General features: G+C 71.6%; 15 protein-coding genes. 8 read left to right on the top strand and 7 right to left on the bottom strand.

Annotated features, from left to right (window positions below):
- The first annotated feature begins 740 nt into the window (after window positions 1-740).
- Window positions 741-1,295 carry a PASTA domain-containing protein gene (locus tag ACIGWZ_RS34765; RefSeq protein WP_400071177.1) on the top strand — a complete coding sequence of 185 codons (555 nt, stop codon included), beginning with the start codon at window positions 741-743 and terminating at the stop codon, window positions 1,293-1,295.
- 332 nt (window positions 1,296-1,627) lie between these two features.
- Here the strand turns inward: ACIGWZ_RS34765 and ACIGWZ_RS34760 are convergent, their stop codons facing one another.
- Window positions 1,628-2,521, bottom strand: coding sequence for a helix-turn-helix transcriptional regulator (locus tag ACIGWZ_RS34760; protein ID WP_400071175.1), 894 nt, complete (start codon window positions 2,519-2,521; stop codon window positions 1,628-1,630).
- Window positions 2,522-2,707: 186 nt separating this feature from the next.
- Between ACIGWZ_RS34760 and ACIGWZ_RS34755 the strand changes: the two genes are divergently transcribed.
- Window positions 2,708-3,631 (top strand): alpha/beta hydrolase, encoded by a 924-nt coding sequence (locus tag ACIGWZ_RS34755; RefSeq protein ID WP_400071173.1) that lies wholly within the window; start codon window positions 2,708-2,710, stop codon window positions 3,629-3,631.
- A 225-nt stretch (window positions 3,632-3,856) separates the two neighbouring features.
- Complete coding sequence (locus ACIGWZ_RS34750; RefSeq protein ID WP_400071171.1) at window positions 3,857-4,777, top strand: hypothetical protein; 921 nt, start codon at window positions 3,857-3,859, stop codon at window positions 4,775-4,777.
- Window positions 4,778-5,136: 359 nt separating this feature from the next.
- Here the strand turns inward: ACIGWZ_RS34750 and ACIGWZ_RS34745 are convergent, their stop codons facing one another.
- Window positions 5,137-5,751, bottom strand: a complete 615-nt coding sequence (locus tag ACIGWZ_RS34745; RefSeq protein WP_400071168.1) for a class I SAM-dependent methyltransferase — start codon at window positions 5,749-5,751, stop codon at window positions 5,137-5,139.
- A 392-nt stretch (window positions 5,752-6,143) separates the two neighbouring features.
- Here ACIGWZ_RS34745 and ACIGWZ_RS34740 point away from each other — a divergent pair, with 392 nt between their 5' ends.
- Window positions 6,144-6,929: an SDR family oxidoreductase gene (locus tag ACIGWZ_RS34740; protein WP_400071166.1), complete on the top strand. Its 786-nt coding sequence runs from the start codon at window positions 6,144-6,146 to the stop codon at window positions 6,927-6,929.
- A 679-nt stretch (window positions 6,930-7,608) separates the two neighbouring features.
- Here the strand turns inward: ACIGWZ_RS34740 and ACIGWZ_RS34735 are convergent.
- From ACIGWZ_RS34735 to ACIGWZ_RS34720, 4 genes are all read right to left on the bottom strand, one after another.
- Window positions 7,609-8,040 (bottom strand): Rieske (2Fe-2S) protein, encoded by a 432-nt coding sequence (locus ACIGWZ_RS34735; protein WP_400071164.1) that lies wholly within the window; start codon window positions 8,038-8,040, stop codon window positions 7,609-7,611.
- Between the two features lie 204 nt (window positions 8,041-8,244).
- On the bottom strand, window positions 8,245-10,398 hold the full coding sequence (locus ACIGWZ_RS34730; protein ID WP_400071383.1) for a prolyl oligopeptidase family serine peptidase: 2,154 nt from the start codon (window positions 10,396-10,398) through the stop codon (window positions 8,245-8,247).
- Between the two features lie 315 nt (window positions 10,399-10,713).
- Window positions 10,714-11,349, bottom strand: a complete 636-nt coding sequence (locus tag ACIGWZ_RS34725) for a flavodoxin family protein (protein WP_400071162.1) — start codon at window positions 11,347-11,349, stop codon at window positions 10,714-10,716.
- Between the two features lie 11 nt (window positions 11,350-11,360).
- The gene (locus tag ACIGWZ_RS34720; protein WP_400071161.1) at window positions 11,361-11,510 is read right to left on the bottom strand and encodes a hypothetical protein; all 150 of its coding nucleotides are present in this window, start codon (window positions 11,508-11,510) and stop codon (window positions 11,361-11,363) included.
- A 57-nt stretch (window positions 11,511-11,567) separates the two neighbouring features.
- On the opposite strand from ACIGWZ_RS34720, the gene ACIGWZ_RS34715 reads away from it, so the two are divergent.
- The 4 genes from ACIGWZ_RS34715 to ACIGWZ_RS34700 all read left to right on the top strand — a co-directional run bounded on the left by ACIGWZ_RS34715 (window position 11,568) and on the right by ACIGWZ_RS34700 (window position 16,485).
- Complete coding sequence (locus tag ACIGWZ_RS34715; protein WP_400071159.1) at window positions 11,568-11,912, top strand: MerR family transcriptional regulator; 345 nt, start codon at window positions 11,568-11,570, stop codon at window positions 11,910-11,912.
- Between the two features lie 264 nt (window positions 11,913-12,176).
- Window positions 12,177-13,622, top strand: a complete 1,446-nt coding sequence (locus ACIGWZ_RS34710; RefSeq protein ID WP_400071157.1) for a hypothetical protein — start codon at window positions 12,177-12,179, stop codon at window positions 13,620-13,622.
- A 215-nt stretch (window positions 13,623-13,837) separates the two neighbouring features.
- A complete protein-coding gene (locus tag ACIGWZ_RS34705) occupies window positions 13,838-15,097 on the top strand; it encodes an AAA family ATPase (protein ID WP_400071381.1) in 1,260 nt (419 codons plus the stop codon).
- Complete coding sequence (locus ACIGWZ_RS34700) at window positions 15,094-16,485, top strand: VWA-like domain-containing protein (RefSeq protein WP_400071155.1); 1,392 nt, start codon at window positions 15,094-15,096, stop codon at window positions 16,483-16,485. Before ACIGWZ_RS34705 ends, ACIGWZ_RS34700 begins: the two co-directional genes overlap by 4 nt.
- A 207-nt stretch (window positions 16,486-16,692) precedes the next feature.
- Here the strand turns inward: ACIGWZ_RS34700 and ACIGWZ_RS34695 are convergent, their stop codons facing one another.
- On the bottom strand, window positions 16,693-17,316 hold the full coding sequence (locus ACIGWZ_RS34695; RefSeq protein ID WP_400071154.1) for a hypothetical protein: 624 nt from the start codon (window positions 17,314-17,316) through the stop codon (window positions 16,693-16,695).
- Between the last annotated feature and the right edge of the window lie 173 nt (window positions 17,317-17,489).

The following is a 17,489-nucleotide window of genomic DNA, read 5'->3' as shown; positions in this document are numbered from 1 at the left end:
GGGCTGTCGTGTTTTCGGGTGCGAGTGGGAATGAGGCTTGGGGGGAGTCCGCACGCGATCGCCTCCTGAGGCTGCCGGTCGTGCCCTGCTACACGTGTGCAGCACGGACTCAGGAGATCTGTCGCCGCGCCGAGGGTTCGAGCACCATCGTCCGTAGTGATCCATCGGGTCGCCACCCCGGTGCCCCCGGACGTGCGAGCCGGTGGTTTCGCCGGGTGGGCTTCGCGACGTCGCCGTAGGACCGGCAACCGACCTTGCCGAGCTGCTGGCCGGCGGTGACCTTCTGAGCGTCGTTCACCTGCCGCTGCGACAGATGGCAGAGGTATGGACATGGCCGTTGTCGGCGGCCCGACCCACTGGCCGTACGGTCCGCCCTGGCCGTTCGACCAGACGATGGTTCCGTTGCGTACGGCGACCACGGGGGGCGCCCGTCGGTGCGGCGAAGACCTCACCCACCTGGCGGCCGACGCCGTCCGGCTTCTCGGTGAAGGCGTGCACATCGACGCACACGGTCCCAGCGGTCACCAGCGAGTCTCCGGAGCACCGGATCAGTGGCTGATCACCACGCGGCAGGTGCGACCAGGCCATGTAACTCCGCGGAACGTTTGCGGACCGACGGATCGGCGACGAGACTCGGAATTGACGCGCCTCGCCTTGTGGACGATGAGCGAGGCAGGCTTGCAGTCGGCGGGATGCCACCGTTCCTCGGTCTTCCGGATGGCTGGTGGGAGGACGGAACCATGCGAGTTCTCCGGCTGCAGACGAATGACCCGGCGACCCTCTCATGGGGGCATGTCCAGGTTCTCCTGTGGATCCTGGTGGCCGCCGTCGTGGCCATCGGGGTCGTCCTGGTGGTCGCCCGGCGCCTTGTGCCGAGCCGCTCGGCGTCGTCGGACAGCATCGTCCGCAGCTGGGTCGCCGTGGCACTCGTCACCGGCCTCGTGGTGTTCTGCGCGGTGGCTTTCGCCGTACGTGACACCAACCTCCGCAGCACGCTGATCGGAGCGCTCGCCGCGGCCGTCGGCTCGACGGTGGCCTTCTACTTCTCGGGCAAGGTCGCCGAGGATGCCCGCAAGGACATGCTCAGTGCCGCGTTCGGGGGCCAGGAAGTGGTTCCCGATCTGCTCGGGTGCAGCAGAGACGAGGCGGCCGCGAAACTGGGAACGACGACGCTCAAGCTGGAGCCGGCACCCGATTCGGGACCATCCGCAGAACCGGCCACCATCTCCCGCCAGGACCCGGCCAAAGGAGCGACCGTCCCCAGAGGCACGGCGGTGAAGGTGACGTTTCCTTGATCTCTGACGATGCAATGGCGGCTGGCAGCTGGCAGCCAGTCAAGTCTAGTTGAAACATTTACGAGTTGCCGGAAATCGGGACCGTTCGCCAGTGGGGGCCGGTCGGTGCCTCCTTCGCTGGTGAAGCGGCCTCGTACCCCAGCCTCCGCACTCCGCATCGCCCGAGCTGGGGCAGGACCCGGTGCGCCGTGGAGGCAGGCGGCCCGAGTATCGGGTCGATGTGGACGAGGCCGAGGTGGCATCGGTCCGCAGCAGGCACGTCACCTCCGTGGCCGGCGGGGTGTAGTGCGGCGCGCTGCCGGCACCTGGGAGCCATCGCGTCGGCCCCTGGCTTAAAGGTTGTGGCGGTTTCGGTTCGCGGTGTGCTCGTCCGGCTGGGCGGACCACTGGAGGAGGAATCGCAGTGATTCCTGTGAGCGGGAGTCCGGTGGGGCCGTGTAGGCGACAAGTTGCTGGTCGGGCTGTGTGTCGACGCAGAACTGCTGGACGTCGAGGGTCACGGTGCCGATGACCGGGTGGCGGTAGGTCTTGGTGAGCTGCCTGGGCCCGCGGACCTGGTGGCTTGCCCACCAGGTGCGGAAGTCGGGGTCCCGGACGGCGAGTTCGCCGACCAAATCGGTGAGCGCCTGGTCGTTGGGGTTGCGTCCGGCCTCCATCCGCAGGACCGCTACGCACTCGCGGGCGGCGCGTGGCCAGTCCGCGTACAGGGACCGGTAGGCATCGTCGAGGAAGGTCAGCCGGATCAGGTTGCGCTCGTGGACGGGCAGTGCGGCGAAGTCGGTCAGCAGGGCTGCCGCGCCTCGGTTCCAGGCCAGCACATCCATGCGGCGATTGAGGACCATGGCGGGGATGCCGTGCATGCCGTCGAGCAGTTGCCGCAGTTGCGGGTCGACTTTCTGCTCGGCGGGCTGCCGGGCGGGGGTGGCCTGCGTGACATCGGCCACGGTGAACAGGTACGCGCGTTCGTCCGGGGCCAGTTGCAGAGCGTCGGCGAGGGCATCAAGGACCGGGCGGGAGACCCGGCGGGTCCGGCCCTGTTCCAGCCGTACGACGTAGTCGATGCTCACGTGGGCGAGCTGGGCCAGTTCCTCCCGGCGCAGGCCCGGTACCCGGCGCAACCGGCCGTCGTCGGGCAGGCCGACGCGGTGCGGGTCCAGGGCGGCGCGGCGGGCGCGCAGGAACTCGCCCAGGTCATTGCCGCCTGGAGGGCTGCCGGGGTAATCCATGGTTCCCAGTGTCCGCCAGGCGGCAGCCGCGTGCCTGGTACTGGCCTGCACAGGCAGGACCCTCCCTGGCACCGCGTCCCGGGCGGCGCGACGGTGAGGGAGGTGACCGGAGCACTCGACGCGGTCACCGGATCCCATCCCGCCACTGGGGCCGGCCCGCCCCCTGTGCGACCGGAGAGCACTGCCATGAAGACGGATGTCACCTTTCCCAGCGCCGGCCTGAAGCTCGCCGGCCACCTCTACACCCCCGACAGCGATATCGGCGGACCCCACCCCGCCGTCGTGGTGGGTCATCCCGGCAGCGGTGTGAAGGAACAGGTCGCCGGCCTGTACGCGTGCCGCCTGGCCGAGCAGGGTTTTGTCGCCGTCGCGTTCGACGCCGCCTACCAGGGCGAGAGCGAGGGCATCCCGCGCGGCCTGGAGGACCCGGCCCACCGGGTGGAGGACGTCAAGGCCGCGGTCTCGTTCCTCACCACCCGCGAGGATGTCGACCCCGACCGCATCGGGGCGCTGGGCATCTGTGCCTCCGGTGGGTATGTGCTTTCCGCCGCCGCCGGCGACCACCGCATCAAGGCCGTCGGCACCGTCAGCGCCGTCGACATCGCCCGCCAGTTCCGCCTGGGCGCCGACGGCGCGCAGGACCCCACCGTCATCCAGGGCATGCTCGACACGGCTGCAGCCGCGCGCACCGCCGAAGCCCGCGACGAGGGCGTGCAGAGCTTCCAGCTCTTCCCCGACACCGCCGAGCAGGCCCGCGCCCTGGGCGGCCGGCACGGCTTGGAGGGCTTCGAGTACTACCGCACCGACCGTGCCCAGCACCCGCGCTCGGCCAAGTTCTTCACCTGGTCCAGCGTCGACCGCCTGGTCAGCTTCGATGCCTTCCGCTTCGTCGACCTGATCGCGCCCCGCCCGCTGCTGATGATCGTCGGAAGCCAAGCGGTGACCTCCTGGATGACCGTGGAGGCATTCCAGAACGCCTGCAGCCCCAAGGAACTGCATTGGATCGACGGAGCCAGCCACGTCGACCTCTACGACGAAGAGCAGTACGTCGGCCCCTCAGTCTCCAAGCTCACAGACTTCTTCGGGACTCACCTGGCCAGCGCCAAGTAAACCGACCGTCCTGAGCACCGCAGCGCGGCGGCGCGGCCACGAGGGGCCCGCAGCGGTGCCCCTGGCATGAGAACGGCGATGCCGAGCCCGCCACCCGCAACCCGCAACCCGCACCCAGAAAGTGCCTTCCAGTTCTTTCGGACTGGAGAGACCTTGGGCACGTCTCATCGCCCAGGTCAGAAGGTACTTCTGCTTCCCCCATACGTTCCGGACACAGTCGCAACGATGGTGCGGGCCATGGAGCGGGTGGAGGAGATCTCAGCGTTCGGGCTGGCCCGGAGGCGAGACGCCGACCTGGCGACTGGCCCGGCCCACTACTTTCGGTGCTGGCGCTGCTACCTTGGGTTAGTGACCGTGACTCGTTGGATTGTGATCCACGTGCCTTCCTGGTTGCTGTTGGCGGGGCTCGTCGTCGGTGTCGCCGGCGGGACAGCAGTCGTCCAGGCGTGGGTACGGCACCGTTTCCCCAGCCTGATGCGGGGTGAGCAGAACGAGGTCGCAACGTTCCTGTTCCCCGTTGTCGCGGTCGTCTACGGGTTCCTCATCGGCTTCATCGTCCTCGCGCTCTGGGGTCAGGTGAACGCGGCGGATCAGACGACGCGGACCGAGGGTGCCATGGCGGTGCAGACGGCCAGGGGCCTCGATGTGTTCGGCAAGGAAGAGGGCGCACGGATTCGGCAGGGTCTGTTGGCGTACGCACGCGCGGCGGAGGCCGAGTGGTACGGCGCCGCGGCCGGCCGTACCGCGCCCGAGGCCGAGCGGGCACTGGACCGCCTGCACAGCACCTACGGGAGCATCAGGCCCCGCAATGACACCCAGCGCGCCTTTCTCGCCAGCTCGCTGTCGTCGTTGAGGGAATTGGGCAGCGCACGCACGGAACGGCTGCTCGAGGCGCGCACCGACGTCGGTCCGCCCCCGTCCTTGTGGATGGCGGTCCTTTTGACCAGTGGACTGATCCTCGGGTTCTCCGTCGTTTTCGGCTCCGAGCGTGCCCTGATCCACTACGGGATGGTCGGGGCGGTGAGCGTCCTCGTGGCCGCCAACCTGTTCCTCGTCACGGAACTGTCGTATCCCTTCCTCGGTGAGTTCTCGACGTCGCCGGAGCCGCTGCGCGCCGTGATCCAGGTCCTGTCGCCCCCTCGATAGACCCGCGCGTAGAGGGGATGCCGGCGGGGCGAAAGGCCGTTGACCACGAGGTGTGAGGGGGCGAAACGGAGTGGCCTCTGACGCCAACTCGGCGATCGCTGCACGAGGCGCTGGAGCAACTGGCCGCCGTAAGCGTCCTGACTCGCTGGGTGGACAGCGCGACGCTGGGACAGGGCTTGTAAGGGTCGTGTCGTGCTGCTCGACGTGATGAGCCGGTCGAGGAGGGACTCGGCGACGACGGGGTTGGGGACGAGGGGATACCAGTCGCTGGGCGCCCGGTTGCTGGTGATGCCCATCGGCCTGCCGAACCACGGGGCGAGGAACACGGACAGCTGGGAAAACCTCCATCGATGCCGGGATCAGCGGCCGGGTTTCTCCCAGGTCAGCGAGTACCGGCGCAGTACATGCCGGCGGTAGCGCACGCCGGGCAGCAGCCGCCGGGCAGCAGCCCGTACCTGCCCATAGCTCATCTGTGGGTCGGCGACCGGCATGCCCTGTGGGCCACGCGCGCGACGCAGCACCTTCGTGATCCGCACGAGGGGGGCTGCCGCGATCAACGCCGCCCACTCCGTCATGCTCGCCTCGCGGGCCAGACCGACCACCACCAGCGTGCCGCCAGGCCGCAGCAGCTCACGCATGCGGACGAGGGCCGCCTCGAAGTCCATGTGATGGATCGTGGTCACCGAGCAGACGAAGTCGTACTCCGCACCAGGAAGTTCCGCGGTGAGGAAGTCTCCCTCGACGAAGGTGAGCTGCGGGTGGCCGGCAGCGGACTCGCGTGCGCAGGCGATCATGTCCGGCGACTTGTCGATCCCGGTGACGTGTTTCGCCCGCCCGGCAAGCTTCCGTGCCAGCAGCCCGTCCCCGCAGCCGACGTCCAGGGCATCGCCGCAATCCTCGGGAACAGACCAGAGGATGCCCGGGTGCCGGGCAACGTTGGTGTTCCAGTACGGCTCTGCGGCGGGCTGGCGCATCCGACCATCGTAGAGGCCGGTCAGGGCCCGCCGAGTGCACACCGACGGATTCGCCGTCCCCAGGTGCGAGCTGTCGACCCGCGCCGTTCCCTCGAAGGCCGCTCCGAAATCCCCGATGAACACGGGTACCGCCGTCTCACCAGACACCCCCGACAGGCCTGACAGGCCTGACAGGCCCAATGGGTCGTCCCCCTCGATGTACTGACCGGGCGTTGCTGCTGTGACTTTTGGTGATCACCAGCCGTGCTCCTGCTACAGCCGTGAAGCAGCGCGGCGGCCTGAGGTCGCGTTGCTTGGATCGTCGCCGGAGCGGTCCTGTGTGGAATGCCGGGTGGCGCCAGTGGGTTGATCATGGCGAGTCTTGTCCGCTCGCCGTACTGCAAGGAGTACCCATGAACTACCCCTCTGCTCCCACCTCCGCTTCCGTTCCGGGCCCGGGTCTCGACGCCGTGCCCGGAACGGCCGCCCTGCAGGGACGCAGCGTGGTGTTGATCGGCGGCGGTTCGGGCATCGGGCTGAGGGTGGCGCATCAAGCTGTGGCGGCGGGTGCCCGGGTGGTGTTGGGCGGACGGACGCCGCAGCGGCTGGCGGCCGCTGCCGAGCAGCTGGGCCCGGCGGCCTCTTGGAAGACGGTGGATGTCACCGATCGGGCATCCTTGGCCTCGTTCTTCGCGCCGCTGGAGAGGGTGGACCACCTGTTCACCTCGGCTGCCTCCTACCGGGTGGGCCCGATGCTGGAGCTGAGCGACGAGGACGCCGAGAGCCCGTTCCTCTCCAAGTTCTGGGGCCAGTACCACGCGGTCAGGCATGCCGCGCCCAAGCTGACCGCTGATGGTTCGGTGGTCCTGATGTCCGGTGCGGCCGGTGCCCGCCCGCCGGCTGCTGCCCCCGCTTACGCCGCTTGTAACGCGGCGATCGAGGGGTTGGGCCGCGGACTGGCGCTCGAGCTGGCGCCCGTCAGGGTCAACGTTGTCTCGCCCGGCACGATCGACGGGAATCTGTGGGCGGGCCGTTCCAGCGAGGACCGGGAGGCGGCATTCGCGCAGTACCGCAGGGACACGCTGTTGCACCGGCTCGGCACGGAGGACGAGATAGCGCAGGCCGTCATTTTCCTGTTCACCAACGGCTTCACGACCGGCTCGACCCTGTACCCGGACGGAGGCTACACACTGCACTGATGCGCGCCTTTGCAGACTCCGCGCGCCCTGACTATCGGGTGCAGTCCACCATTCCGGCCCGGTCCCGGCGGGCGAAGAACCCGTAGCGCACGACGCACGTGGCCACTGAGGTGACGGAGCCGTTCGCCCACGGCGTTTCGGTAACGCGATTTCGTGACGTCTTGCGCAGGCCGCGGACCGCGCCGAGAAGGGCAAGCTGAAGCAGATCGCGGCCGGCTGCCCACGGACGACGGTGACGTACACGCCCGCACCGTAGACCGGTGAGGTAACAGACCGGTGGTCCGGAGAGAACTCGCCGGGCCACCGGTCTGTTGGCGTCGGTCTGGTGGGCGCTGGTCCAGCGTGTGCTGGGGTGTCAGCGTCTGCGGATGGCCGCGATGGTGATGCCGCCGATGGTGAGGGGGATGCCGAGGACGGCGGTGGTGGGGGTGGGGGGCCAGCGACGGGTGGCGCCAGGCGGCGTAGAGCACGATGCCGCCGAGGATGAGCGGCAGCAGGGTGCCCATCAGCACCATGAAGGCCGGCTGCAGCCCGCTGCCCGCTGTTGCCTGCGAACGTGGACGGCAGCCTGAATCGTCGCCCGCTCGATTCTCCCCGGATTCTCCCCAGCGGCCTGAGCGGCGTCCGTGACCGCCGGGCCGGGGCTCTCTTCCCAGCGGGCGGCTGGGTGGCCGCGCCGTCAGCCGAGGGTGACCGAGCCGTCCTTGACGTTCACCTTGGCGGGCTCCAGCGGCTTGGTGGCGGGGCCGTCCGCCACGCTGCCGTCGGTGATGTCGAACTTGCTGCCATGGCACATGCAGTTGACGGTGCCGCCGGAGATCTCGCCGACCAGGCAGCCCGCATGGGGGCAGACCGCGGAGAACGCCTTGAACTCGCCGTCCTGCGGCTGCGTCACCACCACCTTCTGCACCTTGAAGATCTTGCCGCCGCCCTTGGGGATGTCGGAGGTCTTCCCGAGGGTGGCCTCGGCCGCGTCGGACGAGCCGCCACCGCCGCACGCCGCCAGGGCCACGGTCAGCCCGGCCGCGCCGGCCGCCGCGACGACGGCCCGCCGGGTGGTCCCGCCCGTCCGCTCCGATGCCGCCCGCTCCGCCGATTCCTCTCGAGCCATGTGTGCCTCCGGTTCGTGGTGGGTTCGCTAGGGGCTTCCGCGTTCTTCAGGCCATACGGGCGGGCCGCCGCCCCCGTTCAATCCCCGCTCGATCCCACCGTCCCGGCGCAATTCACCGTCCCGGCTCGCTTCACCGTCCTCGCTCAATCCACCGTCCCGGCTCGATTCACCGTCCCGGCTTCCGGCTCGATCCCCGCCCCCGGCTCATCCCCCCGTCGTCCGCAGTGCATCGAGCAGGAAATCGCGCTGGAAGCGGAGCAGGTTCTCGTTGACCGCCTCGTCGGTCGGAGAATGGGTGGCCCCGGGCAGCGGCAGCACCGTGTGCGGCTTGCCCGCCGCGAGGAGTTCCGCCGAGAAGCGCAGGGTGTGCGCGGCCGCAACGTTGTCGTCGGCGAGTCCGTGGACGAGCAGCAGCGGGCGGCGGAGCCGGTGGCCGTGGCCGACCAGGGAGGAGCGCGCGTAGTTCTCCGGGTGGGTGTCCGGGTGGCCCAGGAAGCGTTCCTTCCAGTGGGTGTCGTACAGCCGCTGGTCGGTGGGTGGTGCACCGGCCACCGCCGCATGGAAGACATCGGGCCGGTGCAGCACCGCGGCCGCCGCCAGAAACCCGCCGAACGACCAGCCGCGGATCGCCACCCGCGTCGGATCCAGGTCACCGAACCGCTCCCCGGCGGCCAGCAGCCCGTCCACCTGGTCCTCGAGGGCGGGCGTGAGCTGGTCGCCGTGAACGGCCTTCTCCCAGGCGGGGCCCCGTCCCGGCGTCCCGCGGCCGTCAATCACCAGGACCGCGAACCCCTGCTCCGCGAACCACTGCGATACGCACGAGGGCCAGCCGCGGTCGCGCCCCACATTCTGCATGCCCGGGCCCCCGTACGGATCGAGCAGCACCGGCAGCTTCCCGCTGCCCTCCTCGTGCCACGACGGGAGGTAGAGGGCGCCGCGCAACTGCCGTTCGCCGAGTGTGAGCGGGAGCGGCCGCGGAGAGACCAGCGGTTCCTCGGCGAGCGAGGCGATGGCCGCGACGGGCGCGTACCCGCCGGCCTCGCTGCCCGCCTGACCGCGGCCGTCTCCCCGGCCGCCGCCGTCTCGTACGACCGTCACCTCGGCGCCCCGCGGCCCGACCCCCGCCAGGACGACCGTGCCGGCCCGCCCCACGCCCCCGTACCTGCCGGGATCCCGGCTCAGCCGGCGGATGCCGTGGCCCGGTTCGTAGGACCACACATGGGTCTCGGTGGGGTCCTCGCTCGCCGTGAACAGCACCCGCTCGCCCTCGACGCCGAGGACCTCGCGAAGTTGCAGCCCGTCGGGCGTGACCCGGTGGCCGCCGATGGCCAGATGGCGGGTGGCATCCGTGTCCTCCGGCAGCACCAGGGCCCCCGCGGCGGTACGCGCCGGCGTGCCGGCCACCAGCTGCACCCACGCGGGATCGGTCCGCTCGTGGAGCACTTCGGTGGCGCCGGTCGCCGGATCGACCGCGAGAGTGCGCAGGATGCGCTGGTCACGGCTCTGTACGGCGATGACCGGGCCGTGCGCGTCCCAGCCCGCGTCGACGAGATACTCGTACGCCTTCCGGTCCCACGTCACGTCCACCCGATCCCCGTCCAGGGACACCAGCTGCAAGGTGACGTCCGCATTCGCGGTGCCCGCCGCCGGATAACGGATGACCTGCGGTGGCTTCGCCGGGTCGGCCGGGTCGCTGAGGTAACGCCGTTCCATGGGGGAGGTGTCGACCCGGGCCACCAGGAGGTGCCGGCTGTCCGGCGCCCACCAGTACCCGCGCGACCGGCCCATCGACTCGGCGGCGGTGTATTCGGCGAGCCCGTAGCCGATCTCCGCCCGCTCGCTGCGGGCCAGCTGCCGGTCGGTGCCGTCCAGGCCGACGACGTGCAACGACCCACGGCTCACATAGGCGATGTGCCGGCCGTCGGGGGAGGGACGGGGGTCGACCACCGGGCCGGCCGCGGAGACGGGAAACGGCGCGCCGCCGTCCGTACGCACCGCCCACAGCGCCCCGGACAGCGCGAACGCCACCAAGAGGGCGGCGTCATCGGTGGCATACGCCACCACGCCCACGGACCGCTCCCGCGCCCGCTCCCGCCGCAGCCGCTCCTCCTCGGGCACCGCCTCCGGCCCGGCTCCCACCAGGAGCACCGGGTCGGCCAACACCCGCTCCCCGCCGTCCTCGTACTGCCACAGTCGGCCGACAGGATCGGTGCCCGACCCCGTACGCACAAAGAGCACCCGCCGACCGTCGGGGGAGACGGTGAACTGTCGCGGTACACCGAGCGAGAAGCGGCGGGTGCGCGCGAACTGTCGGGGAAAATTCGACGAGTTGGGGTTTTCGCTGACCGACGTGCCGATCAGCGTGCCGTGGGGTGTGCTGGGCGATGTGTCGTGGGATGTGTCGTGGGGTGTGTCGTGGGGTGTGCCGTCCAAGGCGCTGTCCTCCAGAGTGCCGTCCTGTGGGGGCTGTGATGCTCCAAGGCTGTATAGGCACAAAAGGACGCGGCGCGAAAGGGATCCACGAAAGAGAGCCACGAGAGGGATCCATGGGCGGCGGTATACGGAAGGCGATCTACGGGAGGCGATCAAAGGGAGGCGATCCACGGGAGATGGCCGCCGGGAAGCCCGGGTGGCAGGGGCAGCCGGCGGGTACTCCACTCCAGGTCAACACATCTAGGACGTGCTCCCGGTACGGGCCTCGTAGGGGAACCGGGCGAGCGGGGTCGGGCTCTCGAAGAAGGTCTTGGCGCGGATCGCCGCCCGCTTGTCGTCGTGCACCTGACCAGGCCGGGAACCGTTGCCGAACAGCACCCCGCCGAACCGCATCCGCAGGTACGCCGCGGTGTGGGTCAGGGTGGTCACCAGCCCGTCGGCAACGGCCTCGTCGCGGTCCGCCATGACGGTCACCCCCCACAGGGTGCGGCCCGCCATCCGCTCCTTGAAGTCCGAGTCGGGGGCCGTCAGCCAGCCCGACCAGTAGTCGAGGTAGCGCTTGACCTGCGCGGAGAGCGTGTACCAGTACAAGGGCGACGCGATGACGATGTCGGTGGCTTCCCGCGTGGCCTGCCGCAGCGTCGCCTCGTTCTCCCCGCCCGGCCAGGTGTCGTTCTCGTGCCGCCCGTCCTGGAAGTCGGGCAACGGCAGCGAGGCCAGGTCCACCCAACGCTGCGGAACGCCCGCGGGCAACTGCTCGGCGGCGGCCCGCGCGAGGATCTCGGTGTTGCCGTCGGGGCGGGAGCTGCCGAGGACGAAGAGGAACGAGCGGTCGGAGTCTGCCCGGCCGTTGGGTCGGACGGCAGAAGAGGTCATGCGTCACTCCATCAGTACGGAATCGAGTGGACCGGGAAGCGGATCCGGCCACGGAAACGGCGGTGATCGGTTCGGCTGCCGCTTCGTCGGGGACGGGCGGCGATGGCGCGCAGCCGCCGGACGTCGGCACCGCCGCCGACGTGCGCGGAATGCCCGCTCATGGTGCGACGTTAAGCCTTCACATCAATGGCAAGGTCAACATCGGAGGGGACGGTCAGATGCTGATCGGGGAGTTGTCCCGGCGTACCGGAGTCAGCCCGCGGTTGCTGCGCTACTACGGGGAGCAGGGACTGCTCGACGCCGGGCGCGGAGGGAACGGATACCGCGAATACGACGAGGACTCGGTGGTCACCGTGCGGAAGATCCGCGCCCTGCTGAATGCGGGCCTGTCCACCGAGGTGATCCGTTCGGTGCTCCCCTGCGCCCGGGGAGAGCGGCCGGAGTTCGACTGGTGCGCGGACCTGCGGGCCCTCCTGGACCGTGAGTTGGCCGCCACGGACAGGCGTATCGACGACCTCCAACGCACGCGCCGTACCCTCGCCGACTACCTGGCCCAGGCCTGACCCGCCGCCCGCTGCTCCCGCACCGACCGCAACGCACCGACCGCAACGCACCGACCGCAACGCACCGACCGCGATGCACTGCCGCGGATCGGACCGTTGCGCGGTCGCGGCGTCGCGGCGTCGCGGCGTCCCGGCGTGCGTCGCAGGAAGGCCGAGGTGATCCAAAGGGGACTGACAGATCGCCCTCGGGGTGGTTACGATGCCGGAGATGATGAACTTCTCCTCGTACGGATTGGGGGAAACGTTCGCTCAGGGTGAGTGCTGATGGCACCTCACTTCGCGAACGGGATTCCCGCCCACCTGTTGATGTGGCAGCGCGTGCGCGAGTACGCCGTGCCACCGTCCATGATCGAGACCGCGACCGCACGGCGTGCGGTCGGTGACTGGGCGGGGGCCTGCGCCGCCGCCCGGATCGACGTCGATCTCGATCTGCGCGCCGTGCGCGACCGCCACGGCACCGATCTCGTCACCCACCTTCGTGCGGATCTGCGTCGGCTGGCGCCGGATCTGCTCCGATGGCACATGCCTCGGATCGCCCCCGACGGGCGGCTCCGGCCCGGCCTCACCCTCTCGCTGGCCCGTTACCGGAGTTCCGGCGCCGCCCCGCTGCAGCTCGTAGTGCGGACGCCGCCGGCCTGGGCGGACGCCGGACAGCGGATGTCCCTGGCCCTGTGGGAGGGCCCCGGGAACGGCGCCCCCGGGCGCCCTGCGCACCCACGCTCACACCCGCACCCGCACCCCGACCGGCGTTTCCGGCTCGACCTGCACCGGCATCTCTGGGACTCCGGGCGGAGCGGCGAACTGGCGCGGCGGTGCGGTGTGCCGTCCGGGACGCCGCCCGATCGGCCCGCCGATCCCAACTCCCCATGGGCGAGGGCGCGTTGGGCCTCCGAGGCGGAAGTGCTGTTGCGGGCCGAGGGGCGCTCTCGCGGGGCCTTCACGGTGCGGCGCGGTGCGCGGAGTCGTACCGTGCTCGAGCTGGTCGCCCCCGACGACAGTCATGCACCGACGTTCCGGCCGCTGCGGGAGGCGCTTCCGCCGCAGGAGGTCGCGGCGCTTCCGGTGCTACCGGAGGCGGCGGCCCGGGTCCTGCCGGATCTGGAGCTGCTGCGGGCCGGGCTGGTCGCGACCGGGCGGCTGCATCCGCTCGTCGCCGCCGCGCTGGCGGTTTCCGGCTCGGATCCGGTGGCCGGGCCCGCGCCCGAGCCCGGCGATCCGCACCGGGTCGAGTGCCGGGGCGAGGTCCACCGGATCGCGCTGCGGGACGGGGTGCTGACGGCGGTTGACCACGACCCGGCCCAACTGCGCCGGGAGGAGCTGCTGGTGGCGCTCGGCGGGCCGGCGCTGCCCTGCCTGCGGGCGATCGACGCGGTGCACCGCAGCCCGGAGGCGCTGCCCGCGGTCCGGGAGCGGCTCGGCCACGGTGACGTCGTCGGGGCGCTGGCCGTGGTCGAGGGGCTGCTCGGTCCCGGTGCGGTCCTGCGCGACGGGCCGCTCCGGGACGAACTGGAGTCGGCCGCGGCCCGGCGTATCGACCACGGGCTGTTCCGCTCGGGGCTGGCCGCCGGGCACCCCGGTGCCGGCGGGGACGCCCCGGGCGTGGGGCACGCGGAGGCGGGCCACCGTCCCCGGATCGACCGCCGTACGCCTCCCGTATTGCGCCGCAAGCTGAGCAGCCGGTCCCGGCCCCGGACAGGCCTGGTCTGCTGACCGGCTGCCGCACCGAAGTCCCTTTCCCGCACTGCGCATTCCGCGCCGCACGCTCCACACCGCACGTCCCACACCGCACGTCCCACGACATCCGGACGGGCCCGTCCCGTTCCCCTACCCCACCCCAGGTGATGCCCATGACTTCCAGCACGCTCCTGTCCACCCTCGCCCCGGCCGCCGACACGCCGGTAGCCACTCCCGCCCCGGCCGCCGACATGCCCGTGCCCACCCCCGCCGGCACCTCCGGAACCGGTGACCTCGCGCTCGCCGACACCCTCCTGACCCTCCTGCGGACGACCACCACCGAGCCGCGCCCCGACGAGCAGCTCGAAGCGCTCACCCTGGCCGTCGCGGCCGACCTGCCCGTGCTGCTCTGGGGCGAGCCGGGCATCGGCAAGACCGCGGCCCTGACGCAGCTCGCCACCTCCCTCGACCTGCCGCTGACGACCGTGATCGCCAGCGTCCACGAGCCGTCCGACTTCTCCGGGCTGCCCATCGTGGGCGACGACCCGGCGGTCCACGGGGTGCCGATGGCGCCGCCGCAGTGGGCCGTCGAACTCGTGAGGGCCGGGCGGGGGCTGCTCTTCCTGGACGAGCTCTCCACCGCCACCCCGGCCGTCCAGGCCGCACTGCTCCGGGTCGTCCTGGAGCGGAGGGTCGGCGCGCTGCAACTGCCGCCGGGGGTACGGATCGTGGCCGCCGCCAATCCGCGCGCGTCGGCGGCGGACGGATGGGAGCTGAGCCCGCCGCTGGCCAACCGGTTCGTGCATCTGAACTGGGTCCACGACCGGGAGGTGGTGGTGCGCGGGCTGGGCGGGGTCTGGCCCCGGGCGGAGCTGCCCCGGCTGGTGCCGGAGCGGCTGCCGGAGGCGGTGGCGTTCGCCCGGCGCGCGGTCTGCGGCTTCCTGGAAGTCCGGCCGACGCTGATCCACCGGCTGCCGAGCACCGAGACGCGGCGCGGCGGCGCCTGGCCCTCGCCCCGTAGCTGGGACGCCGCGCTGACCCTGCTGGCCTTCGGCACGGCGGCCTCCGTCTCCCGGGAGGTGCTGGCGCTGCTGGTGCGGGGCGCGGTGGGGGACGGGCCGGGGCTCGAACTCCTCGCCCATCTGGACCGGATGGACCTGCCCGACCCGGAGTCGCTGCTGGCCGACCCGGCCTCCGCCGAGCTGCCGGTACGGGGTGATCTGCGGCAGGCGGCGCTGGAGGCGGTGGTGGCCGCCGTCGGGGCGCGGCCGGTGCGGGAGCGGTGGGAGGCGGGCTGGGCGGTGCTGGTCCGGGCGTTGGAGACCGGCGCCCCGGACCTGCTGGTCGCCCCGGCGGCGGCGCTGGCCGGGCTGCGGCGCGACGACTGGGAGGTGCCGGAGGCGGTGGAGCGGCTGGCCGGTGTCGTCGGTCTCGCCCGGCGGGCGGAACGGTCGGTGGGGCGGGCCGCGGCGGCGGCCGATGCCGGGCGCGCGACGGGGGTGGGCCGATGACGGGGGCCGCGAAGCGCCCGGCGCCGCGCCCGCTGCCGCGCCCGATGTCCCGGCCCGCGCCGCCGCGCCCGGTGCGGGCCACCCTGCCGCAGCCGCCGGCCGGCTCCGGCGAGCCGGCCGGCGGGCCCGGACTCCCGTTGGACAGGGAGAAGTTGCTGGCCGCCCGGCTGCACGCGGTGCAGGTGCGTCCCTACCTGGCCGACGCGCTCTTCGCGCTGCACGTGGTGGAGGACCGGACGGTCCCGACGATGGCGGTGGACGCGTACTGGCGCTGCTATGTCTCCGCCGGCTTCGTGGCGCGTACGCCGGTGGAGGAGCTGGCGGGCGTCTGGGTGCACGAGGTCTCCCATCTGCTCCGCGACCACCATGGGCGGGGCGAGCGGTATGCCCGGGAGCACGAGGAGCACGGACCGGGCGAGCGAAGCGCGAGGGGGCTCCCTTCGGCCGACGGCTGGGGGAGGCTGCGGCGCAACATCGCCGCCGACTTCGAGATCAACGACGACATCTATGGTGACGGTCTGCCGCTGCCCACCGGGGCGGTGCTGCCGTCGCTGCTGCGGCTGCCCGACGGGCTGCTGATGGAGGAGTATCTGCGGACGGCGTCGATGTCCGGGCTCGCCGCGGACCTGGCCTGGCTGGACTGCGGCAGTGGAGCGGACGGGCAGGACCGGCCGTGGGAGCTGGGGCCCGACGGGGCGCACGGGCTGAGCAGGCAGCAGCGGGACGCGGTCCGCTTCCGGGTCTCGGAGGGGATCAAGGGCCGACCGGGCGACGCGCCGGAGGGCTGGCGCCGATGGGCGGACGAGGCGTTCCATCCACCGCAGCCGTGGCGGCAGTTGCTGGGGGCGGCGATCCGCTCGGCGGCGGGTGCGCCGGGGGCGGGCGAGGACCACAGCTACCGGCGCCCCTCCCGGCGCTCGGCCGGCGTTCCCGGGGTGCTGCTGCCGAGCCTGCGCCGTACGCCGCCCCGGGTCTGCGTCGTGATCGACACCTCCGGGTCGGTGAGCGACGCCGAGCTGGGCAGCGCGCTGCTGGAGGTGGCGGCGATCTCGCGGGCGGTGGGCGGGCGGCGCGACCTGGTCTCGGTGATCTCCTGCGACGCGGCGGCCGGGGTCGCCGTCCCGCTCTGCCGCGCCGACAACATCGAGCTGATCGGCGGTGGAGGGACGGATCTGCGCTCCGGTTTCGCCCGGGCGCTGCGCTCCCGGCCCCGCCCGGACGTGATCGTCGCCCTGACGGACGGTCAGACGCCGTGGCCCTCCGCCCAGCCGCCCTGCCGCACCGTCGTCGGCCTCTTCCCCCGTCCCGCCCAGGCCGTGGACGAGGAGAACCCCGACTACGTCCCGGACACCCCGCCGCCCTGGGCACGCGTCGTCACCATCAGCTGAGAAAGCGCAGTGGCACAGCACCACCACCCGTTGCGATTCCCGCTGCTCCGTGCGGCCCGCGCCCCTCTACCCGACCGGCCTCCACAGCGCAGAAGTCATCCTCTGTTCCGCCCCCCGATCCGAACGAAACCGCCCAGGTGCGCCGACCCGGGACGGCGGGACCCTTCCCGCGCACGCGCCCGAGCCGGCGGCTGAACCCCGGAGCAATCAGACCGCCCTGTCCACCCTGTCCGCCCTGTCCGCCCTGTCGGAGGCGGCCGCGTCACGGCTCGCCTCGGGCATGGTGGACAACTCGCTTGCGAGCGCCCGACGCGCCATGGTCACGAACTCCCCGGTGCTGGCGAACCGAGCACGGAGTGCTTCCGAGCGTGCCGACGGATCGATTTCGGCAGCGCTGCGCGTCGTACCTGAGGGGGCGGTGACGATGCGCGAGAGGCGCCGGAACTCCTCACCTATGCTGCGCACCACGTCGGCTCCCCGCTCTGCGATCTCCTCGGGGCCGACCAGCCGCACCCGGACGAACGCCTCATCCAGCGCCCTGCGGGCAGCGAACCCCGCTTCCCCTCGCCCGGCATTTGGGAACGGTCGGGCGAACCACCCCTCGTCCAGCACTCGGTACGCCTCATCGGCCTGCGACAGGAACCGTTCGTACGCCTCGCGCCGCATCTCCCGAACATCGGCCGCTCGCCGCTCGGCCCGCTCCTCGCGTGCCAGCACTCCCTGGTGCCGCAGTTGCCTACCGGTCGCCCATGCCGTCGCGGCTCCTGCCAGTCCTGCAGCGCTCAGGGTCGACAGCGAGGTGATCAGTGCAACCGCGATCGTGTCGTTCATGGCGGCCATTGTTTCCCCATGGCAGCCCCCGGATCAGGCGAATCATCCGACTCTCCGCAGGCAGCCGGAGCCTTATGGCGCCTCGTTCGAGGCGGGACAGGAGTCGACGGGCTTTCCCAGGAAGCCCATTGCATCCCAGGAAGGAATTGCGGGTGGCTCGCCGGATCTGTGAA

This window comes from Streptomyces sp. NPDC053427, assembly GCF_044544985.1.
Lineage (GTDB): Bacteria > Actinomycetota > Actinomycetes > Streptomycetales > Streptomycetaceae > Streptomyces.
This window is presented reverse-complemented; position numbering and strand designations above follow the sequence as displayed.

Bases quoted from the DNA above. Each gene is read 5' to 3' on its own strand.
- ACIGWZ_RS34765 (WP_400071177.1), top strand. From the start codon at position 741: ATGCGAGTTCTCCGGCTGCAGACGAATGACCCGGCGACCCTCTCATGG.
- ACIGWZ_RS34760 (WP_400071175.1), bottom strand. From the start codon at position 2,521: ATGGATTACCCCGGCAGCCCTCCAGGCGGCAATGACCTGGGCGAGTTC.
- ACIGWZ_RS34755 (WP_400071173.1), top strand. From the start codon at position 2,708: ATGAAGACGGATGTCACCTTTCCCAGCGCCGGCCTGAAGCTCGCCGGC.
- ACIGWZ_RS34750 (WP_400071171.1), top strand. From the start codon at position 3,857: ATGGTGCGGGCCATGGAGCGGGTGGAGGAGATCTCAGCGTTCGGGCTG.
- ACIGWZ_RS34745 (WP_400071168.1), bottom strand. From the start codon at position 5,751: ATGCGCCAGCCCGCCGCAGAGCCGTACTGGAACACCAACGTTGCCCGG.
- ACIGWZ_RS34740 (WP_400071166.1), top strand. From the start codon at position 6,144: ATGAACTACCCCTCTGCTCCCACCTCCGCTTCCGTTCCGGGCCCGGGT.
- ACIGWZ_RS34735 (WP_400071164.1), bottom strand. From the start codon at position 8,040: ATGGCTCGAGAGGAATCGGCGGAGCGGGCGGCATCGGAGCGGACGGGC.
- ACIGWZ_RS34725 (WP_400071162.1), bottom strand. From the start codon at position 11,349: ATGACCTCTTCTGCCGTCCGACCCAACGGCCGGGCAGACTCCGACCGC.
- ACIGWZ_RS34720 (WP_400071161.1), bottom strand. From the start codon at position 11,510: ATGAGCGGGCATTCCGCGCACGTCGGCGGCGGTGCCGACGTCCGGCGG.
- ACIGWZ_RS34715 (WP_400071159.1), top strand. From the start codon at position 11,568: ATGCTGATCGGGGAGTTGTCCCGGCGTACCGGAGTCAGCCCGCGGTTG.
- ACIGWZ_RS34710 (WP_400071157.1), top strand. From the start codon at position 12,177: ATGGCACCTCACTTCGCGAACGGGATTCCCGCCCACCTGTTGATGTGG.
- ACIGWZ_RS34705 (WP_400071381.1), top strand. From the start codon at position 13,838: ATGCCCGTGCCCACCCCCGCCGGCACCTCCGGAACCGGTGACCTCGCG.
- ACIGWZ_RS34700 (WP_400071155.1), top strand. From the start codon at position 15,094: ATGACGGGGGCCGCGAAGCGCCCGGCGCCGCGCCCGCTGCCGCGCCCG.
- ACIGWZ_RS34695 (WP_400071154.1), bottom strand. From the start codon at position 17,316: ATGAACGACACGATCGCGGTTGCACTGATCACCTCGCTGTCGACCCTG.